This is a genomic window from Hymenobacter sp. J193 (assembly GCF_024700075.1).
GTDB lineage: Bacteria > Bacteroidota > Bacteroidia > Cytophagales > Hymenobacteraceae > Hymenobacter.
In genome coordinates, this window is sequence record NZ_JAJONE010000001.1 from 1 (window position 1) to 15,311 (window position 15,311).

Genomic DNA, 15,311 nt, shown 5'->3' on the forward strand with positions numbered 1-15,311 from the left:
AGCGGGCGGGCTTCCCTCTGTTTCGCCTAATCCCCTCCTACGCGCTTCCAAACGGCCTTTTGGGCACCTGCCATTGCTCGCGCTGACGTCAAGGACGCTCGCGCTGAGGTGTAGGACGCCGCGTCGGCGTATCGAAAGCAGCGGCGGTAGCTCAGGACGAGTGCGGCAAGCCCGGGAGGCGCGCGCCCAGCTTCCTGGGTGAGCGGCCACACCCATAGGAGGCCCGCGCTGAAGTTCCTGACCGGCCGCCGGCCGCAGAGTTAGCAGGCTTGCAAAGCCATTGAAATTGTGCAGCTTATCAGGCCGCTGGCGGAGCGCACCGGGCTGGCAGCTATTCCAATACTTCCTTCCTCTATCTATGAAAAAAGAACCCGAAATCCCCCAGTACAGCATGTCCCAGGCCGCTCTGGTGACCACCACCACCGAGCTTGGCTACCTGCGCCGCGACCAGGCAGCCCTGGCCGGGTACGGCATCCGTCGGCCCGCATCACCGAGTTGCAAGCCCTGCTCACCGCCTTCGTGGCCCTGCCCACCGAGGGCGAGGGCGTGCAGGCCGCCGCTACTGCCACCCAGGCCAAAGAAGCCGCCCGCACCGCCGCCCTGGGCACTATGCAGCGCGTGATGGGTATGGTGGGCCTGGTGCACGACAACCGTACCCCGCAGTACAAGGCCTTTGGCACCAGCGGCCTGAACTCGGCTTCCGAAGGTGACCTGTACCTGGGGTTGGTACGCGCCGTGCGCGTGGGCCGCGCCAACCTGGCGGCCTACGCGTCCAAGGTCTGAAAGCCGCCGACCTCACCCTGCTCGAAACCCAGAACGCGGCCCTGCTGGCCGCCATAGGCGAAGCAGCACGACGCGGAATCGGGGGCAGCGGCGGCTACCCAGCAGCGCCTGACGGCCGGTAATGCCCTCTACGAGGAGCTGGTAGAGCTGTGTGAGGCCGGCAAAGCCGCCTTCGTGCAGACCGATGTGAGCAAGCACGAAGACTACGTGATTTACGACGCGCCGGCGCCCGCGCCCACCACGCCCGCAGCTTCGGCCTGACGCTTCTGTCCCGGTGCGCTGACCAACCCAACGCCCCACCTGGCACCGGCCAGGTAGGGCGTTAGCCATGTGAGCTCCGTGGGACGTTAGCTGCTACTGCTGGGCGTGTTCCAGTGGATGGTGAAGGTGGTTCCCTCTCCGATAATGCTGGTGACGGCCAGGTGCCCGCCCTGGCTGCTCACGATGCGCTGCACCAGGTACCAAGCCCACGCCCGTGCCATCTACGTGGGTGTGCTGGCGGGCGAAAGCTGGAATATCGGGTGGGCCGGATCGTCGATGTGCATGCCCAGGCCGTTGTCGCGCACTTCCAGCACGGGCTGCCCATCCGGGGTGAGGTAGCTGCGCAAGACGATGAGCGGCGGGCGGTTGGGGTGGCTGAACTTCAGCGCGTTGCTCACCAGGTTATGCACCACGGAGCGCAGGTTGGCCCGGCTGTAGCGCAGGCCCGGGGCCTCGCCTACCTGCACGTCGATGCGCGCCCCGCGCTGCATAATCTCGGGGCGCAAACCCAGCGGGATTTCTTCCAGCACCAGGCTCATATCCAGCACCTCCACGGGCTCCTGCTGCCGCTGCGTGCGCACGGTGGTGGCCAGGTCGATGAGGGTGCTATCCAGCTCCGCCAGGGCGGTATCCACCATGCCCAGCATCACGGCCTGCTCGGGGTCGGCAAAAGAAGCGGAGCGGCGCAGCTCCTCGAACAGGCCGCGCAGGTTGTTGGTGGGCTGCCGCAGGTCGTGCGAGGCCGCGTACACGAACGTATCCAGGTTGTGGTGAGCCCGGGAAAGCTCATCGTACTGCGTTTGCAGCACCTGCCGCAGCCGGTACTGCTCTTCGATATCGGAGCAGGTGCCAAACCAGCGTGGGCCGCTTTCGTCGCTTAGCTGCCGGGCCCGGATGGTGTGCCAGCGGTACACCCCATCGTAGCGCCGCAGCCGGTATTCGCCCTCAAACGCCTCCCCACTGGCTACGCTCTGCACCCAGCGGCGGGCGGCAGCCGCCTGCTCCTGCAGGTACAGCAGGCCCACCCAGCCCGTGGGCCCCAGCTCTTCCTTGGTCAGGCCGGTATACTCCATGGTGAACCGGTTGTAGTAGTCCACCAAGCCTTCGGCAGAGGCGGTCCACACCAGCTCGGGAATGCTGTCGGCCGGGAACCGCAGCTCGGCTTCTCCCCGACGGCGGGCCTCGCTCAGCTCCGCTCAGGTGTACCTCCGTTAGCGCCCCGTGCCAGAAAAAAGGCGCTTCGGGCGGATGCACTTCGGGCAGGGCACGGCTCAGCATCCAGCGGTACACGCCATCGTAGCGGCGCAAACGATACTCGAAGTTCCAACCCGTGCCCGTGCGACGACCGGCTGCGGATTCGTAGAGCACCCGCAGCCGGTCGTCGGGTGCACCAGCAGAGGCCAGATGGCGGTCAGGTCGGCCGTGGGCGGCTGGCCGGTAAAGCGGTACCACTGCGGACTCACGTAGGTAACGGCCCCGGCCGCGTCCACGGTGTAAGTCATCAGCGGCGCGGTTTCGGTGAGCACCCGCAGGCGGGCATCGAGGTGGCGCGTGGTGAGGGCCAGCTCGTGGGCCCGCTGCCGGGCCGCTTCCTGCTCGCTAACATCTACCGCCAGCAAAAGCAAGCCGGATACCTGCCCTTGCTCGTCGTGGTAAGGCTGCACCGAGAGGTCGTAGCAGTGGCGGGGGCCGCAGGCGCAGGCCTTGGCCGTATGGTCGCTGCCGTCGGCGTAGATGCGCGGCAGCATCTCCAGGAAAACTGAGGGCAGGTTTCCCGGAAACTCAGTTACCCGCTGACCCGGCTGCCCTTCGCCCACCAGCTCGCGCATCCGGTCGTTGATGAAGCCATAGCGCAGGTCGGGGCCTTCCAGGGTGGCCACGCCGGCCTGCAGCTGGCGCAGCATCTGCTCAAAAGGAGAAGAAGGTTTCACGGACTGGTAGTAAATGCCCACGACAGCGCCCGGGCTGGTGCAGACTCATAAGAAATAAAGCGGGGCGGTCCGGCAACAGCCGCTAAAACGGCTGCCGCCTGTCAGGGTGCCAGGGGCAACACGTGGTGGTAAGGCTGCGAGGGTCGGAACCAAAGACGGCCAGCCGTACCAGCTCGACTACCAGGGCATCGGCAATGGGCAGTGAATCCGGGGCGGGCGGTATATGATGCGGGAGCAGAAACCCCTGCAAGGCCTCGAAGCCCTCCGCTACCAGCGGGTGGAAGGCCATGGACCAGTCGGAAAAGCTGCGGGCCGCAATGGGTTTGTCTACGAGCTTGCGCACGTGGGAGTGCCGGCCGTCCTGGGCAATGCGCGCAAACAAGGCGTCGGCCGTTGCGTCCTCTCCCTCAAACAGCTGGGCAATGTTGCCGTGACTGTAAAATAACACCCCGGTAATACCATGCTGCTCATTATTGTGGCGGCTCTGGTCGAGCAGGTGCTGCAGGTCGTGGTCGGTCAACGCATGTACAGCCCGACTTAGATACACTATATGCTTCATGCTGCCAAAATACAACGCATTTGCTAACTAGGCCCCGCTGCTGCGCCTCCCGTTCCGGGCTTTCCGGGTATTTATGCGCCTGTTGCCACTAAAATCAAAAAGCCCCACCGGGCCGGAGCCAGGTGAGGCTTTTTGATTTTATGGCTCGGTAGTATGGTTACGCAAAGGCCATATCTTCCTCGGCCAGCTCGCTCACGGGCAGCACGTCGGAGGTGATGAGGTCTTTTTCCTGGCGCAGGTTGTCGATGATGAATTCCTGGCGGGCGGGCGTATTCTTGCCCATGTAGTACGTGAGCACCTGCTGAATGCTGCGGTCCGACTGCAGGATAACGGGCTCCAGCTTGATGTTGTCGCCGATGAACTTGCCGAACTCGTCGGGGCTGATTTCGCCCAGGCCCTTGAAGCGGGTCACCTCGGGATTGCGGCCCAGCTGGCGCATGGCGGCCTGCTTTTCCTGCTCGTTGTAGCAGTAGATGGTCGTTTTCTTGTTGCGGACGCGGAACAGCGGGGTTTCCAGAATGAACACGTGGCCGTTGCGCACCAAATCGGGGAAGAACTGCAGGAAGAAGGTCAGCAGCAGCAGGCGGATGTGCATGCCGTCCACATCGGCGTCGGTGGCAATAACCACGCGGTTGTAGCGCAGGTGCTCAATACCTTCCTCAATGTTGAGGGCGTGCTGCAGCAGGTTCAGCTCCTCATTTTCGTACACTATCTTCTTCTTGAGCCCGAAGCAGTTGAGAGGCTTGCCGCGCAAACTGAACACAGCTTCCGTTTCCACGTTGCGGCTCTTGGTGATGGAGCCGGAAGCCGAGTCCCCCTCCGTGATGAACAGGGTGGTGAGCAGGGCCTTTTCGGGCTCTTTGGTTTCGCCCAGGTGGAAGCGGCAGTCCCGCAGCTTGCGGTTGTGCAGGTTGGCTTTCTTGGCGCGCTGGTTGGCCAGTTTTTTCACCCCGGCCATGTCCTTCCGCTCCCGCTCGCTCTGCTCGATGCGCTTTTTGAGGGCCTCGGCTACGGCGGGGTTCTTGTGCAGGTAGTTATCGAGGTGCTCCTTAAGGAAATCCAGGATGAACCCGCGCACGGTAGGGCCGTCCTCCCCATGTTGATAGAGCCGAGCTTGGTTTTGGTTTGCGACTCAAACACCGGCTCCTGCACCCGCACCGAAATGGCGGCAATGATAGAGCCGCGGATATCGGCCGCATCGTACTCTTTTTTATAGAACTCGCGTACGGTTTTCACTACGGCCTCGCGGAAAGCGGCCAGGTGGGTACCGCCCTGGGTGGTGTACTGCCCGTTCACGAAGGAGTAGTATTCCTCGCCGTACTCGTTGCCGTGGGTGAGGGCCAGCTCAATATCCGGGGCCTTGAGGTGAATGATGTCGTAGCGCAGGCTCTCGGGGTCGGCTTTGCGGGCCAGCAGATCCTTCAGCCCGTTTTCGGAAAAGTACTTCTGTCCGTTGAAGTTGATGGTCAGGCCCGCGTTCAGGTACACGTAGTTCCAGACCTGGTTTTCGAGGTACTCCGGAATGAAGCGGTAGTTTTTAAAGATGGTGTCGTCGGGCTGGAACACCATCAGCGTGCCGTTGCGCTGGGAAGTAGGCTGGGGCTTGGCGTCGGTTTTGAGCACGCCCTGCTCAAACTCGGCGGCCTTCATTTGCCCGTCGCGCACGCTCTGCACCAGAAAATAATTGCTGAGGGCATTAACCGCCTTGGTGCCCACGCCGTTCAAGCCCACAGATTTCTGAAAGACCTTGCTGTCGTACTTGCCGCCCGTATTGATTTTGCTGACGACCTCCACCACCTTGCCCAGCGGAATGCCGCGGCCGTAGTCGCGCACCTGCACGCGCTGGTCGGAGATTTTGATGTCGATGGTGCGGCCGTGGCCCATCACGTGCTCATCAATGGAGTTGTCGATAACCTCCTTCACCAGCACGTAGATGCCGTCGTCGTAGCTGGAGCCGTCGCCGAGCTTGCCGATGTACATGCCGGGGCGCAGCCGGATATGCTCGCGCCAGTCGAGGGAGCGGATGCTGTCTTCGGTGTATGCGTGTTGGGCGGGGAGTACTTGTGGTTCAGCCATCGGGAATCCGGTAAACGTATGCGAGGTAAAATAACGCAGAAAATTGACCTTTTCCGCGTCGGGCTTGCGCTAGTAAAATTAGCAAAAACTCCTCTCCCAACCGGCACGACAGTGAAAATAGTTTCACGTTTTTCTTTTGCCGCTTCACCAACAGCTCTTTCCCTCTCCCCTATTTCCTAATCGTATTAGCCAAATGTTTCCTCCCTCTACCCAACATCATTTGCCCCCCTCGGGCCACAAGCCCAACGCTGAGGTGCGCCAGACGCCCGTCATCCAGTTTGCGTTCCTGCTGTTGTCGGGCGTACTGCTGGTATACTCGCTCAAAGTTCTCGACGACGTGCTGCTGCCGCTGCTGTTCTCGGCGCTTTTTGCCTTGCTGCTGCTGCCCATCAGCCGCTGGCTGGAGCTGAAAGGCGTGCCCCGGGTGCTGGCCATCATCCTGTGTCTGCTGCTGATGGTGGTGGTGTTTGCGGGTATCGTTTTCGGGTTTGGCTCCCAGCTGGGCCAGTTCAAGAATGAGCTGCCCAAGCTGCAGGACAAGCTGCTGCAGTTTTTCCACGACATTCAGGCCTGGGCGGCCAACCGCTTCGGTATCGAGCCTATTTCGGATGAAGAGCTCAAGAAATCCACGCTGGACTCCCTGAAGAAGAGCAGCGGCGGCTACCTCAACTCCACACTCAACATGACCTCGGCTGTAGTCGGCAACCTGCTGCAGGTGCCCATCTACATCTTCTGCTTTCTGTACTACCGCGACCATCTGCGCCAGTTTCTGTTCCGCTTCGTGAGCCCCGACAAGCGCACGGCCGCCCTCAACACCCTCGACAACATCCAGACCGTGGTGCAAGCCTATATTTCGGGCTTGTTCAAGGTCATTGTGATTGTGGCCGTGCTCAACGCCATCGGGCTGCTGGCCCTGCAGGTGAAGTTTGCCATCTTCTTTGCCATTTTTGCCTCCGTGCTGGCCGTCATCCCCTACATCGGCATTATGCTGGGAGCCAGCATCCCGGCCATTATTACCTTGGTGGAAACCGGCTCCCCCCTGCATGCAGCGGGCGTTATCGGGGTGTTTGCTTTCGTGCAGTTTCTGGAAGGCAACTTCATTACGCCCATGATTACCGGCTCGCAGGTGAGCATCAACCCCATGGCGGCCATTGTGGCGCTGGTGCTGGGCGCCGAGCTCTGGGGCACCCCCGGCATGATTCTGAGCATTCCGCTGATTGCGGTGATTAAGGTGGTGCTGGATGCCAGCAAAGCCACCGAGCCCTGGGGCTTTCTGCTGGGCGATACGGCCGAGGGAGAAGACACTATCCAAAGCGTGGCGGGCGGCGAGCCGGGCTTTTTCAAGCGGCTCTGGGGGCGCATCATGGGCCAGGGCTCGTAACCCCGACCATACATGCACAGTATACACGGGCAGAATCGGCTGTATATCCGGCTTCGATTCGCCTGAATTCCTTTCCAACCACCTTAACATACTTTACCGATGGCTGCCATCACCGATAATACCGCCCGCGCATTCAACGACCTCGTCGAAATCAATAAAACCGCCACCAAAGGCTACCAGCAGGCCGCTGAGGGTGTAACCAGCCCCGATTTGCGCGCAGAGCTAAGCAAGTTCAGCCAGCAGCGCGCCCAGTTTGCCGCCGACCTGGAGCAGGCTGCCCGCCGCAGTGGCGTGGAAGCCCCTAGCCAGGAAAGCACCGTAGAAGGTGCCCTTACCGACGCCGCTGCCGCCCTGCACCGCGGCTGGATCAACATCAAATCGGCCATTACGGGCCAAGACGACTCGGCCATCCTGGGCGAGTGCGAAACCGGCGACGCCGTGGCTCTGCAGGCCTATGAAACGGCCCTGCGCTCCAGTGAGCTGCCCGTAGAAGCCCGCAACGTGATTCAGCAGCAGCACGGCGACATTCTGTCGGCTAAAAACTGGGTTACCCAGCAGAAAGGCCGCGTAAGCTAATCGCTTCGCCTGCTTTGAGAAAGCGCCCGTCAGCTTCCGCTGGCGGGCGCTTTTTTTTGGGGCCTGAGGCGGGCGGGCAGGGCGGTTGCAACCTTATCAGTGGCTATCTTTGTTACCAAGCACGTTAGCAAGTTTCCGCTTCAGAATCCGCCGCATTTGTACGCCATTATCGACCTTGAAACCACCGGGGGGCAGCCCGCCCAGGACCGCATCACCGAAATTGCCATTTTCATTCACGATGGCGAAAAGGTGGTGGACCAGTACGACACCCTGCTGAACCCCGGCCGGCCCATCCCCTTCTTCATCACCCAACTCACCGGCATCACCGATGACATGGTACGCGACGCGCCCAAGTTCCACGAGGTAGCGCGCAAAGTGGTGGAAATGACGGAAGGCTGCGTGTTTGTGGCCCACAACGTGCGCTTCGACTACTCCTTTCTGAAAAAGGAATTTGCGGACCTGGGCTATAACTACTCGCGCAAAACACTGTGCACCGTGCGCCTGAGCCGCTCCCTGATGCCGGGGCAGCCGAGCTACAGCCTGGGCAAGCTGTGCCAGAACATCGGGATTCCGCTGAATGGCCGCCACCGCGCCGCTGGCGACGCTGGCGCCACCGCCATCCTGTTCGACCGGCTCCTGAAAATCAGCCAGCAGGACGAGGCCCTGCGCAACCCCACCGTGAGCCCGGCCGATACCCTGGCGGCCGTAGATGCGCTGGCGCCGGGCGGGAAGAAGCCAGCCAAGCAGCCTTCCGCCCGCAAGGTGGAGGCCGTGCGCGAGGCCATCCGCACGGCGCTGCTGCCCCCCAACATCACGCCCGAGAAAGTGAGCAGCCTGCCCCAGGAAGCCGGCGTGTACTACTTCCACAACGAGGCCGGCGAGGTTATCTACGTGGGCAAGAGCATTAATATCTACAAGCGCATTCAGCAGCACTTCGCCGTCGATTACAAGTCGCGCAAGAGCATCGAGTTCAAGAACTCCATTTCCGACATTACCTGGGAGCTGACGGGCTCGGAGTTGGTGGCGCTGCTTTATGAGTCGCACGAAATCAAGCGACTGAAACCGCTCTACAACCGCGCCCAGCGCCGCTCAGTGTTTCCGGCGGGTATTTTCCTGCGTACCGACGACCAAGGGTACAAGCATCTCTACTACGGCAAGGCCGACGACCATGCCCAGTCGCACCCGCTCATTGCGCTGGCCAACCAGTACAAAGCCAAGGCCTTCCTGTTCCACAAAGTCTCGAAGTTCAACCTTTGCCAGAAGCTCTGTGACCTGTACAAAACCCCGGGCTCCTGCTTCGACTACCAGGTGCACCGCTGCAAGGGTGCCTGCCTGGGCCTGGAGCCCGCCGAGGAATACAACAAGCGCGTGGAGGAAGCCGTGGAAAGCTTCACCTACGAGCACGGCTCCTTCGTGGTGCTGGGGCGAGGCCGGCGCGAAGATGAGAAGACGCTGGTGGTGGTAGAAAACGGCCGTTACCTGGGCTTCGGCTACGTGGATGAGTCGTTTTCCGCCCGCCGCTTCGTCGATTTCAAGGACGCCATCAAGCGCTACAACGACAACAAGGACGTGCAGCAGATCATCCGCCAGTACCTGCGCACCAAGCACAAGGACAAGGTGAAGATTTTTAAGTGAAGGTGACAGGTACTGTCATTGCGAGCATGTGGCGCATCAAGCCAGTGTCGAAGCAATCCGTCCTTTTCAAAACCAGATACATCTTTTTACCAGAAAGCCACTGACGTATGCTTACGCCAAGGGCTTTTTACATTTCAGGGGTTAGTGCGTTGCTCAGGACGGCTTGCTTCGACACTGGCTTGATGCGCCACATGCTCGCAATGACAGTATGTTACTTGTTACCTGTCACATGTTACCTCATCACCTGCCCCAACTTAATACAACCGGTGGCGCAGAAGCCAGCCGGCGGCGTCGAACTCTTCGGCTTTGGGCTGGTATGCTTCTACTTTGATGCTTTTGGGTAGGTTGATAACGTTGCCGTCGCCGCTGTTGTAGACCGTAACACCGGGGCGGGCCGGCAGCTTACCCACTACCCGTACACCATCCTGCCCGGCGCCGTCGTAGATGCTGATAGCGAGGTTGGTTTCGGGCAGGTCGCGCAGGTCGAACTGGTCGTTGCCACCCAGGCCGAAGAGCTTGAGGGTTCTGGTTTCGGTCGTGAGAAACGTGCGCTGCCCGATAAGGCTGTCGGCTAGGGCAGTGCCGCGCCGGTACACACTCAGGCGCACCTGCGCGGGGCCAGCGTTTTCCAGCACAAACCGCTCGGCCTGGTCGGTCCCGGGCACTTCCACGTCGCGGGCCAGCAGCGCGTAGAACTTGTCGGCCACGGCAGGCAGCTGGTTGCGGCGGCTGCGCAGCTTGCGCCGGAACTCCGCCCCCGACAGCTCCCGGATTTCGGGGGGCCAGGCAGCCAGGGCTTCGTCAATGACCTTGTCCGATAAGCGTTTTTTCAGCGAATCGGCCACCTGTTGTACCTCGGCACGGGAAAGGTACACCAGCAACGACTTATCCATGGGCCGGGCGGCGCGGTTGAGGCCTTCCACGTCGGCCAGCCGGATTTCCTCGTGGAAACTCTGGTAGTTGCTTTTCACCCAGCCAATGATGTGGGTCAGCAGCCCGTCGTCGAACTTGAAAAAGGCGTGGTCCCGGTCGCGCGGAATAGCCTCGTAGCGCACCCCGCCGGCGGGTGTGGCAAAGGAAGCCCAGCGCCACTGGTCTTCGCGCCGGCTCCAGTCGCCCAGAAACATGTCAAACAGCCGAGCCCGCAGGTACTGCGGAGCATTTACCTGGAAATCAGATTTGAACAACAAATTGGTAAACACTTTGCGCGAGCTTTCAACCCGGGTCGAGCGGCCGAAGCTGGCCACCGTGCGCTGGTCGCCCTCGGGCCGCTCTTCCAGCAGGTACAGGGCATTGGCATAGTCTTTCCGAAACTCGCCCAGCGCCGCGTCGTCGCCGATGTACACCAGGCGCGGATTGGTATGATACACGCCCGCGGCCTGGGCCAGCGGGGGCACAATGTAGGCGCCGTAGGGTTGAATTACGCTGGTCTGGTCCTGCATCAGGCGGCCAATCATGCCTTCCCGCAGGTTTTCGGGCAATGCTTTAGTGGGGTCTTTGTCCACGCTGCGCAGCACAAACTCCCGGCCGTCCTTATCTACCAGGCGCAGGTTTTTGGTTTGGAAGCTGCCGCCGGCCTCGGTGGGGCGCAGGCCGCCGGGCACGAGCTTACGCAGGCTCACTACCGGCACACGCACGGGCTGGTGCCAGACGGTGCGGTAGTGCTTGCCCCAGAAAAACCGGTGCACAGCCCCGCGCATGTACTGCGGCCCGGCAGCCACCGTCACCACCGAATCGGGCGGGATTATGGGGCGGGGTGGAAAGGCCGGGGCTGGCTCGGTGCAGGAACACAGCAGCCCGCCCACCAGCAACACCACCGAAGGCCGAAGCCGTGAAAAGGAAGGAAAATGCACGGAGTAGAAAAGATAAAGCAAGCCCGCAGAAGAAGCTGAGCAATAGCTACGGCCCCTTATAGCGCAATCCGGGCACAGGCGGTTGTTGCGGCCCGCGTTTACTTTTTGGGCGCGGCTGCGTTGAAGGACGCACCGGCCGAAAGCCGGCTTTGTGCATGCGTCTACCTCTCCCCTGTTTTTTCCCGCTTTTGCTGACGGCTACCAGCTGCGCCAGCTCCCATTTTTTTCAGCCCGATGCCCGGGTCAGCGGCCGTACCGCGGCTCCCGACAGCGCCGTAGTGACGGCCGGGCGGCACTACCAGCGCGGGCCCATTGGGCGGTTTCTGCTGGGCCAGCACTACCGCCACGCCTGGGCCGAGCCCGTCACGCTGCCCGTGCTTAACCTGGCTACGGCCGTACCCGGCGGGCTGAAGCCCGGCAAAGTAGGCGGCGGCTTTCAGACAACCAGCATGACGGTGCTGGGGGCCGACGGCCGCGCCTACGCCCTGCGCAGCGTGGATAAAGACCCCACCAAAGCCCTACCCAAATTTCTGCGCCCCACGCTCATTCTCACTATTGTGCGCGACGCCACCTCAGCCGGCATGCCCTACGGCTCCCTAGTGGTGCCCCCGCTGGCCCAGGCTGCCGGCGTGTATCATACCAATCCGCGCCTGTATTACGTGTCGGCCACCGAAAACGGGCTGGGCCCCACCTCGGAGCGGCTGCGCGGCCGGGTGGTGCTGCTGGAAGAAAGTGGGAAGGCAAGGAAAACATCTACGGTCCCCTAGCCGGCGCACTCGATCTGGAAGAATCGGAAGATGTGCTGGCGGAGCGCTACGCCTCGCCGAAAGCGGCCCTGGATGAAGCGGCTTTCCTGCGCGCCCGCCTGCTGGATTTGTGGCTGGGCGACTGGGACCGGCACGAGGGGCAGTGGAGCTGGGCCGCCTTCAAGCAGCCGGATGGTCGCACCCTCTGGCGGCCGGTGCCCCAGGACCGCGACCAGGTGTTTTTCCGGTTTGATGACGGCCTGATGTCCTGGCTGGTGAGCAAAGCCGTGGCTAAGTTCCGCACGTTCGGGCCGAAGTTCGAAAGCGTGGAGGGCTACACCCGCAACGCCCAGTACATCGATGAGCGCGCCCTGAGCGAGCAGCCACGCCCCCGCTACCTGGCCGCGGCCGCCGAGCTGCAGCGTCGCCTCACCGACGCCGTTATCGACTCGGCCGTGCGCCGCCTACCACCCGCTATCTACCGGCACGAGGGTGCCCGCCTGGCCGCCGGACTGCGCGCCCGCCGGGCCGCTCTGCCCCAGGCTGCCGCCGAGTTTTACCGCCTTAAGGCTCACCGCGTGGTGGTAGCCGGCACCGACGAAGACGAGCGGTTTGTGGTGGAGCGCCGCACCGATAGCACCACAGTGGTATCAGTTTACTCAATGGGAGGCAAGAAAACAGCCCAGCCCCTCTACCAGCGCACGTTTCACCCGCGCGAGACGCACACCATCGTCCTGCACGGCCTGGAAGGCAAAGACCGGTTCGAAATAAGCGGCAAGGTGCGCGCCTCACCTTTCGTGGACATCTATGGCGGCCCCGGCGAGGATACCGTGCAGGATAGCTCCCGCGTGGCCGGCCTGCGCCGCAAAACCCGCTTTTTCGACACGCGCCGCAACAACACCCTCACCAGCACGGGCGAAACCAAGAACCAAACTACCCGCGGCGTTGCCACTCACGCCTTCGACCGGGACGGCTCGGGGCGGTAGTGGTTAATGTGCTAATGTGGTTGAATGTGGAAAATGTGCTAATGTTTTAATCTGATAGCGAACAGCGCGAAGCAATCCGTCCTGAACAACGCCCAAAGACCTGAAATGTGAAAAAGCGCCTGACGTGCCGAGGCCAGGCGCTTTTTGGCAGAAGAATGCATCTGGTGCTGTTTGGCACGGTTTGCTTCGGCGGCGAAAGGACAGCCAAAGCATCAGCACATTTCCCACATTCAACCACATTAGCACATCAACAAGCCGCCAGCATATCCAGCACCATGTGTTCGGTGGGTGTTAGCTGGTCGTTTTCAGCGGGGTCGGCGTCGTGGCGGCGCAGGTAGTCGATGAGCTTATCTGATTCGAATAATTGGGCCACCTGGGGGTGAATGTAGTATTTGCTGCACACGGTGGGCGTGTTGCCGAGGCCTTTGGCTACATCCTTCACGGCCAGCTTCAGCACTTTTTCCTTGGGCAGTTCCGGGTTTTCGGCCAGCACGCTTTCCAGGCACTCTACCATTTTCACGGTGCCGCCCCAGGTGCGGAAGTCCTTGGCCGAAAGGCTGATGCCCGTGACGCGGTGCAGGTAGTCGTTTACGTCGCCCGATTCGAGTTCCTGGCGGTGGCCGTCGGCATCGTAGTACTGAAACAGGTGCTGACCGGGAATTTCCTTGCACTTCTGCACCAGGCGGGCCAGCTTCCGGTCGTGCAAAGTCACATCGTGGGCTACACCTTTCTTGCCCACGAAGCTCAGGCGCACATCGGCTCCGGCCACCTGCACATGCTTGTCGCGCAGGGTGGTGAGGCCGTAGCTCTTGTTCTTTTTGGCGTATTCCTTGTTGCCGACGCGGATAAACGACTGGTCCATGAGCGTGAGCACCAGGGCTACCACTTTTGGCTTATCCAGTTGGGGGCGCTTTAGGTCTTTTTGCAGCTGCAGGCGCAGCTCGGCCAGCTTTTCGCCGAAGGCCCGCAGGCGGCTGAACTTGGTGAGGCTGCGCACCTCACCCCAGGCCGCGTGGTAGAGGTACTGCTTGCGCCCCTTGGCGTCGCGGCCCGTTACCTGCAGGTGGGCCGTGGTCGTGGGCGCAATCCACACGTCCGTCCAGGCCGGCGGAATCACGAAGCTGTTGATGCGGGCCAGGGTCTTTTCGTCGGTCACGGGCTGACCTTTAGCATCGAGGTAGCGGAACGTGCCGTCGGGGCCGGGCTGGCGCGTGAGGCCGGGGCGGGTATCGGAGTAGTAGCGCAGGCCCGCCAGCTCGGCCTGGCGGGCGGGGTCCTTATACAACTCGTGGGCTTCTTCCTGGGGCGCCAGGTGTTTTTTCTTGACTTTGGGCCGGGGGGTGGCCGGGGCAGCAGTAGCCATAAGCGGGGAGAACAGTACGCGGCCTTCGGCAGTGAAAGCACGGCCCTGCTGTACGCAGAAACCAGCGGAAAGTAGCAGTTTGGGTTCGTGCGAGGCTTTATCCGGCGGCAGCCTTTCGCCAGGCTGGTATCGAATGATTTTTTTGCCGCTAATTTCCTGCCCTCTACCTTAAATCTGCGGGAGCAGGCAACACCGGCCGCAAACCAGTCGTATCGGCCTCCGGAGCATTCTGGCACACTTTTTCTCTTGCCGGCTCCGTTGTTCACTTATCCGCTTCTGCCCATGCTCCGCCTGTTGTTCAAACCCTCCCTCCTGCTGGCCCTGGCCGTTACGCTCGGAGCCTCTTCCTGCGCCAAAGATGAAAACGGCGACCGGCTGCTGTTTTCCGTGGACGATGACAAAGCCCTGGGCGAAAAAGTAGCCCACGAAACCGACTCCCTCTACCGCCAAAAAGGCCAGCTGCTGGAGCGCACTGATAGCAAAAACACCCGCGCCTACCAGTTGCTTGATGGGGTAGTAAACAAAGTCCTGAACTCGGGCCAGCTCACGTACCGCAACGAGTTTCCCTGGGACGTAAAAATTATCAAGGACGACAACGTGCAAAACGCCTTTGCCACGCCCGGCGGCCACATCTATGTGTTTACCGGCCTCATCAAGTTCCTCGACGATGAAAGCCAGCTGGCCGGCGTGCTGGGCCACGAAATTGCCCACGCCGACCGCCGCCACACGTCCAAAGCTTTGCAGCAGCAGTATGGCATTTCGGTGCTGCTGAGTCTGGTGCTGGGCGAAAACCCCAACCAGCTGGCGGTGGTGGCCGCCAACCTGGGCCAGCTCAAGTTCAGCCGCGAGTACGAAAAAGAGGCCGACGATTTTTCGGTGGTGTACCTCAACCCCACGCAGTATTCCTGCGACGGCGCCGCTGGCTTCTTCATCAAAGCCCAGGCGCAGGCCGAAGGCGGCGCCGACCCCGAGTTCCTGAGCACCCATCCCGACCCCGGCAGCCGCGTGGAGGCCATTCAAACGAAGGCGGCGGAGCTGAAATGCGCGGGTCGCACCGTCACCAACACCAGCTTCGAGGAGCTGAAGCGCATTTTGTAAGCGGGCTATACCCTGCGGTTTGCGGCCCGGTTGGCAATTTCCTTGCCGGCCGGGCCGCGGTGT

12 protein-coding genes and 3 pseudogenes are annotated in these 15,311 nt (G+C 61.7%); 7 read left to right on the plus strand and 8 right to left on the minus strand.

Features of this window, described 5'->3' with window-relative positions:
- Positions 1-495: 495 nt before the first annotated feature.
- Positions 496-783, plus strand: a complete 288-nt coding sequence (locus tag LRS06_RS00005; protein ID WP_257869577.1) for a hypothetical protein — start codon at positions 496-498, stop codon at positions 781-783.
- 347 nt (positions 784-1,130) lie between these two features.
- Here the strand turns inward: LRS06_RS00005 and LRS06_RS00010 are convergent, their stop codons facing one another.
- The 6 genes and pseudogenes from LRS06_RS00010 to LRS06_RS00030 all read right to left on the minus strand — a co-directional run bounded on the left by LRS06_RS00010 (position 1,131) and on the right by LRS06_RS00030 (position 5,610).
- Positions 1,131-1,265 (minus strand): hypothetical protein, encoded by a 135-nt coding sequence (locus tag LRS06_RS00010; RefSeq protein ID WP_257869578.1) that lies wholly within the window; start codon positions 1,263-1,265, stop codon positions 1,131-1,133.
- A complete protein-coding gene (locus LRS06_RS00015) occupies positions 1,266-2,234 on the minus strand; it encodes a PAS domain-containing sensor histidine kinase (RefSeq protein WP_308239922.1) in 969 nt (322 codons plus the stop codon).
- A gap of 127 nt (positions 2,235-2,361) precedes the next feature.
- Positions 2,362-2,496: pseudogene (locus LRS06_RS25490) on the minus strand (hypothetical protein); the annotation flags it as partial.
- Positions 2,472-2,948 (minus strand): annotated as a pseudogene (locus LRS06_RS00020) (PAS domain-containing protein); the annotation flags it as partial. The pseudogenes LRS06_RS25490 and LRS06_RS00020, both read right to left, overlap by 25 nt.
- Before the next feature lie 109 nt (positions 2,949-3,057).
- Positions 3,058-3,534: a BLUF domain-containing protein gene (locus LRS06_RS00025; protein ID WP_257869580.1), complete on the minus strand. Its 477-nt coding sequence runs from the start codon at positions 3,532-3,534 to the stop codon at positions 3,058-3,060.
- 157 nt (positions 3,535-3,691) lie between these two features.
- Positions 3,692-5,610: pseudogene (locus LRS06_RS00030) on the minus strand (DNA topoisomerase IV subunit B).
- 193 nt (positions 5,611-5,803) lie between these two features.
- On the opposite strand from LRS06_RS00030, the gene LRS06_RS00035 reads away from it, so the two are divergent.
- The 3 genes from LRS06_RS00035 to LRS06_RS00045 all read left to right on the plus strand — a co-directional run bounded on the left by LRS06_RS00035 (position 5,804) and on the right by LRS06_RS00045 (position 9,202).
- Positions 5,804-6,991 carry an AI-2E family transporter gene (locus LRS06_RS00035; protein WP_257869581.1) on the plus strand — a complete coding sequence of 396 codons (1,188 nt, stop codon included), beginning with the start codon at positions 5,804-5,806 and terminating at the stop codon, positions 6,989-6,991.
- Positions 6,992-7,090: 99 nt separating this feature from the next.
- Positions 7,091-7,567: a PA2169 family four-helix-bundle protein gene (locus LRS06_RS00040; protein WP_257869582.1), complete on the plus strand. Its 477-nt coding sequence runs from the start codon at positions 7,091-7,093 to the stop codon at positions 7,565-7,567.
- 99 nt (positions 7,568-7,666) lie between these two features.
- Positions 7,667-9,202 carry an exonuclease domain-containing protein gene (locus LRS06_RS00045; protein WP_257869583.1) on the plus strand — a complete coding sequence of 512 codons (1,536 nt, stop codon included), beginning with the start codon at positions 7,667-7,669 and terminating at the stop codon, positions 9,200-9,202.
- 254 nt (positions 9,203-9,456) lie between these two features.
- Here LRS06_RS00045 and LRS06_RS00050 read toward each other — a convergent pair whose 3' ends face one another.
- On the minus strand, positions 9,457-11,055 hold the full coding sequence (locus tag LRS06_RS00050; protein WP_257869584.1) for a hypothetical protein: 1,599 nt from the start codon (positions 11,053-11,055) through the stop codon (positions 9,457-9,459).
- Between the two features lie 155 nt (positions 11,056-11,210).
- Between LRS06_RS00050 and LRS06_RS00055 the strand changes: the two genes are divergently transcribed.
- Both LRS06_RS00055 and LRS06_RS00060 read left to right on the plus strand, forming a co-directional pair.
- Positions 11,211-11,822, plus strand: coding sequence for a hypothetical protein (locus tag LRS06_RS00055; RefSeq protein WP_257869585.1), 612 nt, complete (start codon positions 11,211-11,213; stop codon positions 11,820-11,822).
- Between the two features lie 32 nt (positions 11,823-11,854).
- Positions 11,855-12,787 (plus strand): hypothetical protein, encoded by a 933-nt coding sequence (locus LRS06_RS00060; RefSeq protein ID WP_257869586.1) that lies wholly within the window; start codon positions 11,855-11,857, stop codon positions 12,785-12,787.
- A 247-nt stretch (positions 12,788-13,034) separates the two neighbouring features.
- Here LRS06_RS00060 and LRS06_RS00065 read toward each other — a convergent pair whose 3' ends face one another.
- Complete coding sequence (locus LRS06_RS00065; RefSeq protein ID WP_257869587.1) at positions 13,035-14,150, minus strand: DNA topoisomerase IB; 1,116 nt, start codon at positions 14,148-14,150, stop codon at positions 13,035-13,037.
- Between the two features lie 282 nt (positions 14,151-14,432).
- Between LRS06_RS00065 and LRS06_RS00070 the strand changes: the two genes are divergently transcribed.
- Positions 14,433-15,248, plus strand: a complete 816-nt coding sequence (locus LRS06_RS00070; protein WP_257869588.1) for a M48 family metalloprotease — start codon at positions 14,433-14,435, stop codon at positions 15,246-15,248.
- The last annotated feature ends 63 nt before the right edge of the window (positions 15,249-15,311 follow it).